Source organism: Variovorax sp. 01T432, from assembly GCF_056398605.1.
Genome location: NZ_JBFTPS010000006.1, coordinates 40,160 through 53,015, shown reverse-complemented (window position 1 = coordinate 53,015; position 12,856 = coordinate 40,160). Strand labels below are relative to the sequence as shown.

Below are 12,856 nucleotides of genomic sequence, written 5' to 3'. Positions count from 1 at the left end.
AGGAGATCCAAACATGACTTCCTATCGCGCCAACCCCGAGGCCATTCGTGCGCTGGTCCAGCCCGACCGCGTGCATCGCGACCTCTACATCAGCCAGGAGCTGTTCGAACTCGAGCAGGAGAACTTCTTCGCCAACACCTGGAACTACGTCGGCCACGACAGCCAGCTTCCGAAGGCCGGCGACTACATCAGCAACGAGATCGCCGGCCGCCCGCTGATCGTCGTGCGCCACACGGACGGCACGGTGCGCGTCATGATGAACCGGTGTGCGCACAAGGGTTCGAGGCTCGTGAACGCGCCCTGCGGCAACACGGGGAAGTTCTTTCGCTGTCCCTACCACGCCTGGACCTTCAAGACCGACGGCTCGCTGCTGTCGATCCCGCTGAAGAGCGGCTACGAGGGCACTGCGCTGCACGAGTGCGAATCGGCCAAGGGCCTGACCCAGGTGAAGAATGTCCGCCTCTACCGCGGATTCATCTTCGTCAAGATCAACGACGTGGGCCCCGGCTTCGAGGAGTACTTCGGCGACTCGCTCTCCTCCATCGACAACATGGCGGACCGCTCGCCCGAGGGCGAACTGGAGATCGCCGGCGGCTGCCTGCGCTTCGTTCACCAGTGCAACTGGAAGATGTTCGTCGAGAACCTCAACGACACCATGCATCCGATGGTGGCGCATGAGTCCTCGGCGGGCACGGCCAAGGCCATGTGGGCCGACAAGCCCGCCGAGGCACCCAAGCCGATGGCGATCGAGCAGTTCGTGCCCTTCATGTCCGACTACAAGTTCTTCGAGGACATGGGCGTTCGCACCTACGACAACGGCCACAGCTTCACCGGCGTGAACTTCAGCATCCACAGCAAGTACAAGGCGATTCCCGCATACGACGACGCAATGAAGGCCAGGTATGGCGAAGAGCGCACCGCACAGATCCTGGGCATGGCGCGGCACAACACGGTGTACTACCCGAACCTCACCATCAAGGGCGCGATCCAGGCGATCCGAGTCGTGAAGCCGATCTCGGTCGACAAGACCTTGGTCGAGAGCTGGACCTTCCGTCTCAAGGGCGCGCCGCCGGAACTCCTGCAGCGCACCACGATGTACAACCGCCTGATCAACTCGCCTTTCTCGGTGGTCGGCCACGACGACCTGCAGGCCTACCGCGGCATCCAGGCCGGGCTGCACGCGAGCGGCAACGAGTGGGTCAGCCTGCATCGCAACTTCGACCCCGCCGAAACGAAGGGCGGCGAGATCACGACCATCGGCACCAGCGAACTGCCCATGCGCAACCAATACAGAAGCTGGGCCCGATACATGACGGAGACGATGTGATGGCGTCCGGAAGCTCAGTCACCCGCCAGGACCTGATCGACTTCGTGGTCCACGAGGCGCGCCTGCTGGACGCGCGTCGCTACGAGGAGTGGAACGCGCTCTTCACCGACGATGCCTATTACTGGGTGCCCCTGGTGCCCGACCAGGAAGACGGCATCAACCACACCTCGCACATGTACGAAGACAAGCTGCTGCGCGACCTGCGCATCGAGCGCCTGAAGAGCCCGCGTGCCTTTTCGCAGCAACCGCCGAGCCGTTGCCACCATCTTCTGCAGACGCCGACGGTCGAGGCCTTCGACGAGACCGCGAACGCGTTCGTGCTGCGCACCGAGTTCCATTACACCGAGTCCAAGGGCGACGAGCTGCAATTCCATGTCGGCACCTGCTTCCACCACCTGACGCTGCGGGACGGCGCGCTGCGCATGACGCTGAAGCGGGTCAACCTGCTCAACTGCGACGCCGCGCTGCTGGCGGTCCAGTTGTTCATCTGAGCGCATGATGCAGATACAGACAGTCTTCGACGCCTTCTCGAGCACCGCGCGGCGCACGCCGGATGCGGAGTTCCTGTGCACGGAAGCCGTCACGGCCGAGGCGTACGGCATTCCTGCCGGTTCGATCACCTGGGGTGAGGCTGCCGCCGAGGTCGAGCGCCTGCGCGCGGCCTACGCGCACGCCGGCTATGGGCACGGCCACCGTGTCGGCTTGCTGCTGGAGAACCGCCCGGCATTTCTCTTCCACTGGTTCGCGCTCAACGCGATCGGCGCCAGCGTGGTGCCCATCAATGCCGAGATGCGGTCCGCTGAACTGGCCTATCTTGTCGGCCACAGTGAGATCGGTCTGGCGATCACCCTGCCAGGGCGCGCGGCCGACTTGCGGGCGGCCGCAGAGCAGGCCGGCCGCTTGATCGCAGCGGTGGACGCGGAGTTGTCCGGCGGCTTGCCGCCGGCGGCCGGCGCGGCGCCCCATGGCGGCACGCCCGTGGGGCTGGCCAGCGAATGCGCCTTGCTCTACACCTCGGGCACCACGGGCCGCCCGAAGGGTTGCATGCTCGGCAACGAATACTTCCTTCGCGCCGGCCAGTGGTACGCCGAACTCGGCGATCTCTGCGAGGTGAGGCAGGATGCCGAGCGCATCATCACGCCGCTGCCGCTCAACCACGTCAACGCCATGGCGTTCTCGACCATGGTCGTGCTCGTGGCTGGCGGGTGTCTGGTGCAGCTGGATCGCTTCCATCCCAAGACCTGGTGGCAGAGCGTGCGCGATTCGCGCGCCACGATTATTCACTACCTGGGCGTGATGCCGGCGATGCTGCTGTCCGCGCCGCCTTCGGTCGCGGACCGCGAGCACCATGTTCGCTGGGCCTTCGGAGCAGGCGTGGACCGCAAGAACCACGCCCTGTTCGAGGCGCGCTTCGGCTTTCCCCTGGTCGAGGCGTGGGCCATGACCGAGACGGGCGCCGCCGCCTGCGTGATGGCGAACCACGAGCCGCGCCATATCGGCACGAGCTGCTTCGGCCGCGCCGAGGCTTTCGTCGAGATCCGCCTCGTCGACGACGAAGGCCGCGACGTGCCCGACGGCACGCCCGGCGAACTGCTGGTGCGATCGTCCGGCGCCGATCCCAGGCGCTATTTCTTCTCCGGCTACCTGAAGGACGAAGCCGCAACCCAGGAGGCCTGGGCCGGTGGCTGGTTCCACACCGGAGACATGGTTCGCCGCGATGCCGAAGGCAATCTCTATTTCGTCGACCGCAAGAAGAACGTCATCCGCCGCAGCGGCGAGAACATTTCCGCCGTCGAGGTCGAGAGCGTGCTGAACCAGCATCCGGCGGTGAAGACCTCCGCGGTCGCCGCGACGCCTGACACTGTGCGTGGCGACGAGGTGCTGGCCTGCATCGTCACGCGCGAGACGATCGCCGAGAGCGAGCGGGCCCGGATCGCGCAGAGCATCGTCCAGCATGCGCTCGACCAGCTCGCCTACTACAAGGCGCCGGGCTACGTCGCCTTCGTGCCCGAGCTTCCGCTGACGGCCTCCCAGAAGATCCAGCGCGGCCAGCTGCGCGAGATGGCGCATGCCTTGCCCRGACAGGCGCATTGCATCGACACCCGCGCAATGAAGAAAAGGCAAGGATGAAGCGCCAACGAATTTCCTACGAAGGCGTCGCCGTGGCCGTACCGGTCACCGTGCCTTATGTGCGCTATTCGACGCACAGCGCGCACTGGTTCATCGGCCATGCGGTCGAGGCGCTGGTCAAGGCCAGCGGTGTGCCCAAGGCGCAGATCGACGGGCTGTGCCTCAGCAGCTTCTCGCTCGCGCCCGACACCGCCGTGGGTGTGACGCAGCATCTGGGTCTTTCGCCGCGCTGGCTGGATCATGTACCGACCGGCGGCGCATCCGGCGTGATGTGCCTGCGCCGCGCCGCGCGCGCGGTGCAGGCCGGCGACGCCGACGTGGTGGCTTGCGTCGCCGCCGACACCAACCATGTCGACTCCTTTCGCCAGACGCTGGGCAGCTTCAGCGACTTCGCGCGCGACGCGAGCTACCCCTACGGTTCGGGCGGACCCAACTCGATCTTCGCGTTCATCACCGCCAACTACATGCGCGCCTACGGCGCGACACGCGAGGATTTCGGCCGCATCGCGGTGGACCAGCGCACCAACGCGCTCGGCAACCCGCACGCGATGTTCAAGAAACCGCTCGCCCTCGACGAGTACATGGCGGCGCGGCCGATCTCCGACCCCATCCACCTGTTCGACTGCGTGATGCCCTGCGCCGGCGCCGAGGCTTTCCTCGTGATGAGCGAGGAGCGCGCCCGGGACCTCGGCCTGCCGCACGCCGTGATTCGCGGCGCCATCGAGCGCCACAACGCCTTCGCCGACGACCCGGTGATGGTGCGCGGCGGCTGGCTGGTGGACCGCGACGACCTGTATGCGCAAGCCGGCGTGCAGCCCGCCGCGCTCGACTTCGTGCAGACCTACGACGACTACCCGGTGATCGTGATGATGCAGTTCGAGGACCTGGGCTTCTGCGAGAAGGGCGAGGGTTCGGCCTTCGTGCGCTCGCACTCGATGACCTTCGACGGCAGCTTCCCGAACAACACGAGCGGCGGGCAGCTGTCGGCCGGGCAGGCGGGCGCGGCCGGCGGCTTTCTCGGCATGGTCGAGGCCATCCGGCAACTCACCGACCAGGCGGGGCCGCGCGCCGTGCCCGGTGCCGAACTCGGCCTCGTCGCCGGCTTCGGCATGGTCACTTACGACCGCTGCCTGTGCACCGGCGCCGTCATTCTCGGGAGGTCGTCATGACGATGCCGCTGATGCGCCCCAAGCGCAAGAACCCGGTCCTGCGCACGCCGCAGATGAACCTGCCGCCGGGCGCGCGCGGCCGCGTCGCGCTCGGCATCACTGCCGCCGCCGCCGAAGGCCGCTTCGTCCTGCAGACCTGCGAGGACTGCGGCGCGGTGCAGTACCCGCCGCGCGAGGTCTGCCTCAAGTGCCTGTCGGCGCGCCTGCGCTGGCGCGAGCAATCGGGCGAAGGCGAACTGCTCAGCAGCACCACCTTGCACCACAGCAACGACCTGTTCTTCCGCGAACGGCTGCCGTGGCGCCTGGGCCTGGTGCACCTGGATGCCGGCCCGACGCTGATGGTCCACCTGCACGGCGAGGTCGGCGATGCACCGGAGCGCGTGCGCGTCGGTGCGCGCCTGGACCGCGCGGGGCAGGCGGTATTGATTGGATTTCCGAACGAAGGGAGCGCCCATATGGCCGACGACAAGATGCTGAGGGAAATGACCAGCGACCCGAAATTCCGCAAGGTGCTGGTGACGGACGGCAAGACCGAAGTCGGCCAGGCCATCGTGCGCGCGCTGGTCAAGGCCGGCGCCGACATCGTGTGGGTGGGGCACGCCGAGCCCTGGAAGAAGATGGGTGGCCTGGACGACATCAGCGCATTGCCCCAGGTCACCCTGGTGCCGCTCGACCTCACCAACGGGCGATCGGTGACCGAACTGGCGGGCGAGATCGGCGGCAAGGTCGACATCGTGATCAACAACGCGGAAGTGCACCGCGGCTTCGGCATCGGCGCGCGGCGCGGCACCGATGTGGCCCGCGCCGAGATGGACATCAACTACTTCGGCCTGCTGCGGCTCGCGCAGGAATTCGGCCCGGCGCTCAAGGGCCGCTCGGCCGACGGCACGACGGGCGCGACGGCCTGGGTCAACCTGCTGTCGATCTATGCGCTTTCCAACTTTCCGCCGCATGGCACCTTCAGCGCATCGAAGGCGGCGGCGCACTCGCTGGCACAGTGCCTGCGCGCGGAGATGCGCCCGGCCGGCATTCGCGTGATCAACGTCTTTCCGGGGCCGATCGACGACGAGTGGAACCAGCACACGCCGCCGCCCAAGGTGGCATCGGGCACGCTGGCCAATGCCATCGTCAAGGCGCTGCGAGACGGTGTCGAAGACGTGTATCCGGGCGACGTGGCCCAGGAATGGCTGGAGCGCTGGCGCGAGAACCCCAAGGTGCTCGAGCGCGAACTGGCGGCCGGCGGAAGCTGACACCCGAGAGAACCCGACATGACGACCTCCAACCTCACACCCGTCGCCGAAATCCTCGGCAGCCTCGTGACCGCACTGGCGAGCAGCCGCATCCGCGTCATCGACCTGACGCAGACGCTGACGCCGGAATTCCCGCAGATCGCGCTGCCGCCCGAGATGGGCCAGTGCTGGCCCTTCCGCATCGAGGAGGTCTCCAGGTACGACGAGCGCGGCCCGGGCTGGTACTGGAACAACTTCTCCTGCGGCGAGCACACCGGCACGCACTTCGATGCGCCCATCCACTGGATCTCGGGCCGCGACCTGCCCAACAATTCGGTCGACACCATCCCCGTCCAGCACTTCGTGGCGCCGGCCTGCGTGATCGACTGCTCCCCGCAGGTGAAGGCCAACCCCGACTACCTGATGACGGTCGCCGACATCGAGGCCTTCGAGGCGGCGCATGGCCGCATTCCGAAGGGCGCATGGGTGCTGATGCGCACCGACTGGTCGCAGCGCCTCGACCCGGAGGCCTACCAGAACTTCGACGAGACGGGCCAGCACACACCGGGGCCGAGTTCGGAAGCCGTGCAGTTCCTGGTCGAGCAGCGCGACGTGCTGGGCTTCGGCTCGGAAGCCATCGGCACCGATGCGGGCCAGGGCTATCACCTGCGCCCGCCTTATCCGTGCCACTACTACATGCACGGTGCCGGGCGTTACGGCCTGCAATGCCTGAGCAATCTCGACCTGTTGCCGCCGACGGGTTCGGTCCTGATCTGCCCGCCGCTCAAGATCCAGAAGGGCAGCGGCAGCCCGCTGCGCGTTCTCGCGCTCGTGGAGAGCCGGGCATGAGCGCGGGGATGGTTGCCGCGGTGACCGGCGGCAGCGCCGGCATCGGCAAGGCCATCTGCCAGGACCTGCTCGGCAAGGGCTATGAAGTGGTCTCGCTGGCGCGCCGCAAGAGCGACATCGGGCATCCGAAGATGCACAGCATCGAAGTCGACCTGATGGACCGCGCCGCCACGGCCGAAGCGACGCAGGATCTGGCGCGCCGCTTCGAGCTGACGACGATCGTGCACAACGCCGGCGTCATCCGTCCGGCGCTGCTGGCGGACGTGAAGCTCGACGATCTCGATGGGCTGGTCGACCTGCACCTGGGCTGCGCCATTCAACTCGTGCAAGCCGCGCTGCCCGCGATGCGCGCGCGGCAATTCGGCCGCGTGGTGCTGCTCTCATCGCGCGCCGCGCTCGGGCTCGCGACGCGCACCAGCTACTCCGCCACCAAGGCCGGCATGCTGGGCATGGCGCGCACCTGGGCGCTCGAACTGGCGCCCGAGGGCATCACTGTCAACGTGGTCGCGCCCGGGCCGATCCGCACGGACATGTTCTACGACGTGGTCGAGCAGGGCAGCGAACGGGAGCGCGCGCTCGCCGCCTCGGTCCCCGTCAGGCGGCTGGGCGAATCGGCCGATGTCGCCCGCGCCGTGAGCTTCTTCGCGGACGCCGCCAACGGCTTCGTCACCGGACAGGTCCTCTATGTCTGCGGTGGCACCAGCGTGGGCAGCCTGGCCCTTTGACCTTTTCATTCAACCCCACAGGAAGATCGCCATGAAAGTCTTGACCCGAATCCGCGCGCGCACCGGCGTCGCACTGGCCTTCGGCGCGCTCGCCGCCGCAAGCGCGTTGGCCGCCGATCTCAAGGTCGGCTTCATCACCTCGCTTTCGGGCCCGGTGTCGTCGCTGGGCATCCCCTACGACAAGGGCATGAAGGCGGCGGTCGCCTACAAGTCCGAGCTCGGCGGTCGAAAGATCCAGGTGGTGCAGCTCGACGATGCGTCGGACCCGTCGACGGCCGCGCGCAACGCGCGCAAGCTCATCGACGAGGACAAGGTCGACGTCATCATCGGCACGGCCGGCTCGCCGGGCGCGCTCGCCATCGCCGCTGTGGCGCGCGAAACCAAGACGCCGCTGATCTCCATCGCCAACGCCAATCTGCCGGGCGAGGAGGGCGCATGGATGGTCACGCTGCCCCAACCCGCGCCGCTGATGGTGAGCGCGGTGGTCGAGCGCATGAAGAAATCGGGCGTGAAGACGGTCGGCTACATCGGCTTCTCCGACGCCTGGGGCGACCTGGTCTACGACGCGCTGATGAAGAGCGCCGAGCCGGCCGGCATCAAGGTCGTCAGCAACGAGCGCTATGCCCGCGCCGACTCGTCGGTCACCGGCCAGGTGCTGAAGATCGTCGCCCTCAAGCCGGATGCCGTGATCACCGGCACCTCGGGCACGCCGGGCGCGCTGCCCTACCTCGCGCTGGCCGAGCGCGGCTACAAGGGGCAGATCTACGGCACGCATGCCCTGATCAACCCGGACTTCGTGCGCGTGGGCGGTGTCTCGGTCGAGGGCCTTCTGGCGCCCACCGGCCCCGTCATCGTGGCCGAGCAGCTGCCTGACTCGAACCCGATCCGCAAGGTGTCCATGGACTTCCGCGCGGCGTACCAGAAGGCCAACGGCGCGGTGCCGACCGATGCGTTCTCGGCCTACTCCTTCGACGCGTGGCTGCTCTTCCTCGACGCGGCTTCGCGCACGAAGGGCGAGCCCGGCACGCCGCAATACCGCGTGGCGCTGCGCGACGCCATCGTGAGCACCAAGGAGCTGGTCGGCACGCACGGCGTCTACAACTTCAAGCCCGATGACCGCTACGGCTCCGACGAACGCTCGCGCGTCATCGTCAAGCTCGAAAAGGGCCAATGGAAACTTGTCCCCTGAAACCCCGAACCCTCGAATGCCCTGAAATGAAAAAACTCGCACGCATCGTCAGCACCACGGCTCTCGCACTGGGCGTCGCCCAGGCCTGGGCGGCCGACCTCAAGATCGGCTTCATCAGTTCGCTCTCGGGCCCGGTCGCGGCGCTCGGCATTCCCTATGAGAAGGGCATCCGCGCGGCGATCGCCGAACATCCGACGATCGGGGGCCGCAAGGTCGAGCTGATCGTGCTGGACGACGCCTCCGACCCGACGACCGCCGGTCGCAATGCGCGCAAGCTGGTGGTCGACGACAAGGTCGATGTGCTCATCGGCACCTCCGGCGTGCCGGGGGCGATGGCCATCGCGGCCGTGGCGCGCGAGCTCAACACGCCCCTCATTTCGCCGACGCCGGTCACCATCCCCGGTGCCGAAGGTGCCTGGACCGTGACCGTGTCGCAGCCCTTCCCGCTGATGGTCGCGGCCGTGGTCGACCGCATGAAGAAGTCCGGCGTGAAGACAGTGGCCTTCATCGGCTTCTCGGATGCGTTGGGCGACCTCGCCTACGACTCGTTGATGCAGAGCGTCGAAGCCGCCGGCATCAAGGTGGTGGCGAACGAGCGTTATGCGCGCAGCGATTCGTCGGTGGCCGGGCAGATCCTGAAGATCGTCGCGCTGCGTCCGGACGCGGTGTTCGCCGGCAACTCCGGCACGCCCGGCGCGCTGCCCTACCTGGCGCTCGCCGAACGCGGCTACAAGGACCAGATCTACGGAACGCACGGGCTCATCAACGCCGACTTCGTGCGCGTGGGCGGCGCATCGATCGAAGGCCTGCAGGTGCCGAGCGGCCCGGTGCTGGTGGCCGACCAGCTGCCCGACAGCAACCCGATCAAGAAGGTCTCGATGGCCTTCCGTGCCGCGTACCAGAAGGCGCACGGCGTCGTGCCGACGGACGCCTTCTCGTCCTACACCTACGACTCCTACCTCCTGCTCGCCGACGCCGCTTCCCGCACCAAGGGCGAGCCCGGCACGCCGCAGTACCGCGCCGCGCTGCGCGACGCGATCGTCAGCACCAAGGAGCTGGTGGGCACGCACGGCGTCTACAACTTCAAGCCCGACAACCGCTATGGCTCGGACCAGCGCGCCGTGGTCATCGTGAAGATGGAAAAGGGCCAGTGGAAGCTGGTGCCCTGAGCGTATTCAAGACGAGCTTCAGCACATGAACACCTACCGCGACCGGCCCGAAGCCATCCGCGCGCTGGTCCAGGAGGACCGCGTGCACCGCGACCTGTACCTGAGCGAGGAGCTCTTCGCGCTGGAACAGGCGCATTTCTTCGCCAACACATGGAACTACCTGGGCCACACCAGCCAGGTGCCGCATGCGGGCGACTACCTGACGCAGGACATCGCCGGCCGGCCGCTCATGATGGTGCGGCAACCCGATGCGGGCGTGAAGGTGTTCTACAACCGCTGCGCCCACAAGGGCACGCAGCTGGTGAGCGATGCATGCGGCAACGCGGGCAAGTTCTTCCGCTGCCCGTACCACGCGTGGACCTACAAGCTCGACGGCTCGCCGCTCGCGATTCCGCTCAAGAGCGGCTACGAGGGAACACGCCTGAAGGAGTGCGAGTCGGGCCAGGGGCTGGTCGCGCTGAAGCACGTCGTGGTCTACCGCGAATTCGTGTTCGTGCGCCTGGGCGACGCGGGCCCGGACTTCGATGCCTATTTCGGCGACGTGCTGCGCGCCATCGACAACATGGTCGATCGTTCGCCCGAAGGCCGGCTGACGCTGGCCGGTGGCGCGATGCGCAACATCATCCACTGCAACTGGAAGATGTATCTAGAGAACATCAACGACACGGTGCATCCCATGTCGACGCATGAGTCGGCCACGCAGGCCGCCAACGCGCTGTGGCAGGGCCATGGGCCCGCAGAGCCCAAGCCGATGGCGATGGAGCAGATCCTGCCCTTCGGCTCCGGCTACGACTTCTTCGACAAGATGGGCGGACGCGTGTTCGCCAACGGCCACAGCATCCTGGGCGTCAACTTCAGCATTCATTCGAACTATGCGCAACTGCCGGACTACGAGCAGGCAATGCGCGAGGCGCATGGTGCGCAGCGCGCGGCCGACATCCTGCAGCGCTCGCCGCAGAACTCGGTGCTCTTCCCCAGCCTCTCGGTCAAGGGCTCGCCGCAGGCCATCCGCGTGATCCGGCCGCTGGCCGCGAACCGCACGCTGGTCGAGGCCTGGGCCTTCCGCGCGGCGGGCGCGCCCGAGCTCCTGTTCGAGCGCGCGATGAGCTACAACCGGCTCGTGTTCTCGCCGATGTCGGTGGTCGCGCACGACGACGTTCATCTCTTCGAGAGCATGCAGCATGGCCTGCGCGCCGAGGGCAACGAGTGGGTGAGCCTGCACCGCGACTTCAAGCCGGGCGAGTTCGACGAATCCACCCGGACGACGAACGGCACCAACGAACTGCTCATGCGCAACCAGTTCCGCGCCTGGGCCGAGTTCATGACGCTGGGCATGGAGGGCCGCGCATGAACGCCGACTCGCTGTGCGATTTCGTGGCGGCCGAAGCCGCGCTCCTCGACGACGGCCGCTTCGACGAATGGCTCGCGCTGTTTGCCGAGGAGGGCCGCTACTGGGTGCCGCTGCTGGGGGCGCGCCAGGCCGATCCGTTGTCGCACAACTCCCTGGCCTATGAGGATCGCCTGCTGCTGCAGCTGCGCATCGAGCGGCTGAAGAACCCTCGCGCGCATTCGCAGCATCCGCCGAGCCACTGCCAGCATGTGCTTCAGCTTTCCGTCGTCGAGCGCATCGACGAGGCGGCGGGCACGGCCGTCCTGCGCACACCCTTCATCTATGTCGAGGCGCGCGGCGACGAGCAACTGACGCTGGCCGGGCGCTACCGGCACGAACTCATGCTGACCGCCGACGGCCTTCGAATCCGCCAGAAGCGCATCGACCTGCTCAACGCCGAACGCGCGTTGCCGGCCGTGCAGCTTTTCATCTAGACCCCTTTCCCCGTCCACGTACTCACCCCTCCCTGGAGCAAAGACATGAAGAGCTTGATGCAGACCTTGACCCGCTGTGCGGTCACAGCAGCCGCCATGGTCGCGATGACCGGCTTCGTTTCCGGCGCGCTTGCGGCCGACCTCAAGGTCGGCCTGAGCGTCTCGCTCTCCGGCCCGAACTCGTCCCTCGGCGTGCCCTATGCCAAGGGCATGCAGGCCGCGCTGGCCTACAAGCCGGAGGTCAACGGCCGAAAGATCCAGCTCATCGTCCTGGACGACGGATCGGACCCGACGACGGCGGGCCGCAACGCGCGCAAGCTGGTCGAGGAGGACAAGGTCGACGTCCTGATGGGCACCTCCGGCGTGCCTTCCGCGATCGCGATGGCGCAGGTCGGCCGCGAGACCAAGACGCCGCTGATCGGGTTGACGCCCATCGCGCTCGATCCGGCCGAGAACCCCTGGGTCATGACGGTGGCCCAGCCCACGCAGCTCATGGTCGACGCAGTTGTGGAGCGCATGAAGCGCAACGGCGTGAAGACCGTGGGCTACATCGGCTTCTCCGACGCCTGGGGCGACCTCGTCTACAACGCCATGATGAAGGCCACGCCCGCCGCCGGCATCAAGGTGATCAGCAACGAACGCTATGCGCGCGCCGACGCTTCGGTGACCGGCCAGATCCTGAAGATCGTGGCGATGAAGCCCGACGCGGTGATGACGGGCGGTGCCGGCACGCCCGGCGCGCTGCCCTTCCTTGCGCTAACCGAGCGCGGCTTCAAGGGCGGAATCTACGGCCAGCACGGGCTCATCAACCCCGACTTCGTGCGTGTCGTCGGCGCATCGGGGCAGGGCGCGCTGATGCCCACCGGCCCGGTGATCGTGGCCGAACAGCTGCCGAACGACAACCCGACCAAGAAGATCGGGCTGGACTTCCGCGCGGTCTACCAGCGCGTCAACAACGCACCGAGCACCGACGCGTTCTCCGCCTATTCCTTCGACGGCTGGCTGGTCTTCGCGGATGCGGCGGGACGTGCCATGAGCAAGGCCGAGCCGGGGACGCCGGAGTTCCGCGTCGCGCTGCGCGACGCCATCTTCAGCACCAAGGAAGTGGTGGGCACGCATGGCGTCTACACCTTCAAGCCCGGCGACCTCTACGGCGTCGACGAGCGCGCGCGCGTCATCGTGAAGCTGGACAACGGCCAATGGAAGCTCGCACCCTGAATGTTCATTGAAGACGATCTGGGGAGG

The 12,856-nt window shown here is 67.2% G+C and carries 12 protein-coding genes; all 12 read left to right on the top strand.

Annotated elements, in window-relative coordinates:
• The first annotated feature begins 13 nt into the window (after positions 1 to 13).
• Genes AC1DNF_RS06995 through AC1DNF_RS06940 form a run of 12 tightly spaced genes read left to right on the top strand, consistent with a single transcriptional unit; the run spans position 14 to position 12,829 of the window.
• The gene (locus AC1DNF_RS06995) at positions 14 to 1,327 is read left to right on the top strand and encodes an aromatic ring-hydroxylating dioxygenase subunit alpha (RefSeq protein ID WP_478147844.1); all 1,314 of its coding nucleotides are present in this window, start codon (positions 14 to 16) and stop codon (positions 1,325 to 1,327) included.
• Complete coding sequence (locus tag AC1DNF_RS06990; protein ID WP_478147843.1) at positions 1,327 to 1,818, top strand: aromatic-ring-hydroxylating dioxygenase subunit beta; 492 nt, start codon at positions 1,327 to 1,329, stop codon at positions 1,816 to 1,818. Before AC1DNF_RS06995 ends, AC1DNF_RS06990 begins: the two co-directional genes overlap by 1 nt.
• Positions 1,819 to 1,825: 7 nt before the next feature.
• Complete coding sequence (locus AC1DNF_RS06985; protein WP_478147842.1) at positions 1,826 to 3,457, top strand: AMP-binding protein; 1,632 nt, start codon at positions 1,826 to 1,828, stop codon at positions 3,455 to 3,457.
• A complete protein-coding gene (locus AC1DNF_RS06980; RefSeq protein WP_478147841.1) occupies positions 3,454 to 4,626 on the top strand; it encodes a thiolase family protein in 1,173 nt (390 codons plus the stop codon). The genes AC1DNF_RS06985 and AC1DNF_RS06980 overlap by 4 nt, the downstream gene beginning before the upstream one ends.
• On the top strand, positions 4,623 to 5,876 hold the full coding sequence (locus AC1DNF_RS06975; RefSeq protein WP_478147840.1) for an SDR family NAD(P)-dependent oxidoreductase: 1,254 nt from the start codon (positions 4,623 to 4,625) through the stop codon (positions 5,874 to 5,876). The genes AC1DNF_RS06980 and AC1DNF_RS06975 overlap by 4 nt, the downstream gene beginning before the upstream one ends.
• 18 nt (positions 5,877 to 5,894) lie before the next feature.
• Positions 5,895 to 6,704, top strand: coding sequence for a cyclase family protein (locus tag AC1DNF_RS06970; protein ID WP_478147839.1), 810 nt, complete (start codon positions 5,895 to 5,897; stop codon positions 6,702 to 6,704).
• Positions 6,701 to 7,429, top strand: coding sequence for an SDR family oxidoreductase (locus tag AC1DNF_RS06965; protein WP_478147838.1), 729 nt, complete (start codon positions 6,701 to 6,703; stop codon positions 7,427 to 7,429). Before AC1DNF_RS06970 ends, AC1DNF_RS06965 begins: the two co-directional genes overlap by 4 nt.
• Positions 7,430 to 7,460: 31 nt before the next feature.
• Positions 7,461 to 8,618 carry an ABC transporter substrate-binding protein gene (locus tag AC1DNF_RS06960; protein ID WP_478147837.1) on the top strand — a complete coding sequence of 386 codons (1,158 nt, stop codon included), beginning with the start codon at positions 7,461 to 7,463 and terminating at the stop codon, positions 8,616 to 8,618.
• A gap of 26 nt (positions 8,619 to 8,644) precedes the next feature.
• Positions 8,645 to 9,787 (top strand): ABC transporter substrate-binding protein, encoded by a 1,143-nt coding sequence (locus AC1DNF_RS06955; RefSeq protein WP_478147836.1) that lies wholly within the window; start codon positions 8,645 to 8,647, stop codon positions 9,785 to 9,787.
• A 25-nt stretch (positions 9,788 to 9,812) separates the two neighbouring features.
• Entirely contained in the window at positions 9,813 to 11,138 is a 1,326-nt protein-coding gene (locus AC1DNF_RS06950; protein WP_478147835.1) for an aromatic ring-hydroxylating dioxygenase subunit alpha, read from the top strand.
• The gene (locus tag AC1DNF_RS06945) at positions 11,135 to 11,611 is read left to right on the top strand and encodes an aromatic-ring-hydroxylating dioxygenase subunit beta (RefSeq protein ID WP_478147834.1); all 477 of its coding nucleotides are present in this window, start codon (positions 11,135 to 11,137) and stop codon (positions 11,609 to 11,611) included. Before AC1DNF_RS06950 ends, AC1DNF_RS06945 begins: the two co-directional genes overlap by 4 nt.
• Positions 11,612 to 11,656: 45 nt before the next feature.
• A complete protein-coding gene (locus AC1DNF_RS06940) occupies positions 11,657 to 12,829 on the top strand; it encodes an ABC transporter substrate-binding protein (RefSeq protein WP_478147833.1) in 1,173 nt (390 codons plus the stop codon).
• Positions 12,830 to 12,856: the final 27 nt, after the last annotated feature.

Bases quoted from the DNA above. Each gene is read 5' to 3' on its own strand.
- AC1DNF_RS06995 (WP_478147844.1), top strand. From the start codon at position 14: ATGACTTCCTATCGCGCCAACCCCGAGGCCATTCGTGCGCTGGTCCAG.
- AC1DNF_RS06990 (WP_478147843.1), top strand. From the start codon at position 1,327: ATGGCGTCCGGAAGCTCAGTCACCCGCCAGGACCTGATCGACTTCGTG.
- AC1DNF_RS06980 (WP_478147841.1), top strand. From the start codon at position 3,454: ATGAAGCGCCAACGAATTTCCTACGAAGGCGTCGCCGTGGCCGTACCG.
- AC1DNF_RS06975 (WP_478147840.1), top strand. From the start codon at position 4,623: ATGACGATGCCGCTGATGCGCCCCAAGCGCAAGAACCCGGTCCTGCGC.
- AC1DNF_RS06970 (WP_478147839.1), top strand. From the start codon at position 5,895: ATGACGACCTCCAACCTCACACCCGTCGCCGAAATCCTCGGCAGCCTC.
- AC1DNF_RS06965 (WP_478147838.1), top strand. From the start codon at position 6,701: ATGAGCGCGGGGATGGTTGCCGCGGTGACCGGCGGCAGCGCCGGCATC.
- AC1DNF_RS06960 (WP_478147837.1), top strand. From the start codon at position 7,461: ATGAAAGTCTTGACCCGAATCCGCGCGCGCACCGGCGTCGCACTGGCC.
- AC1DNF_RS06955 (WP_478147836.1), top strand. From the start codon at position 8,645: ATGAAAAAACTCGCACGCATCGTCAGCACCACGGCTCTCGCACTGGGC.
- AC1DNF_RS06950 (WP_478147835.1), top strand. From the start codon at position 9,813: ATGAACACCTACCGCGACCGGCCCGAAGCCATCCGCGCGCTGGTCCAG.
- AC1DNF_RS06945 (WP_478147834.1), top strand. From the start codon at position 11,135: ATGAACGCCGACTCGCTGTGCGATTTCGTGGCGGCCGAAGCCGCGCTC.
- AC1DNF_RS06940 (WP_478147833.1), top strand. From the start codon at position 11,657: ATGAAGAGCTTGATGCAGACCTTGACCCGCTGTGCGGTCACAGCAGCC.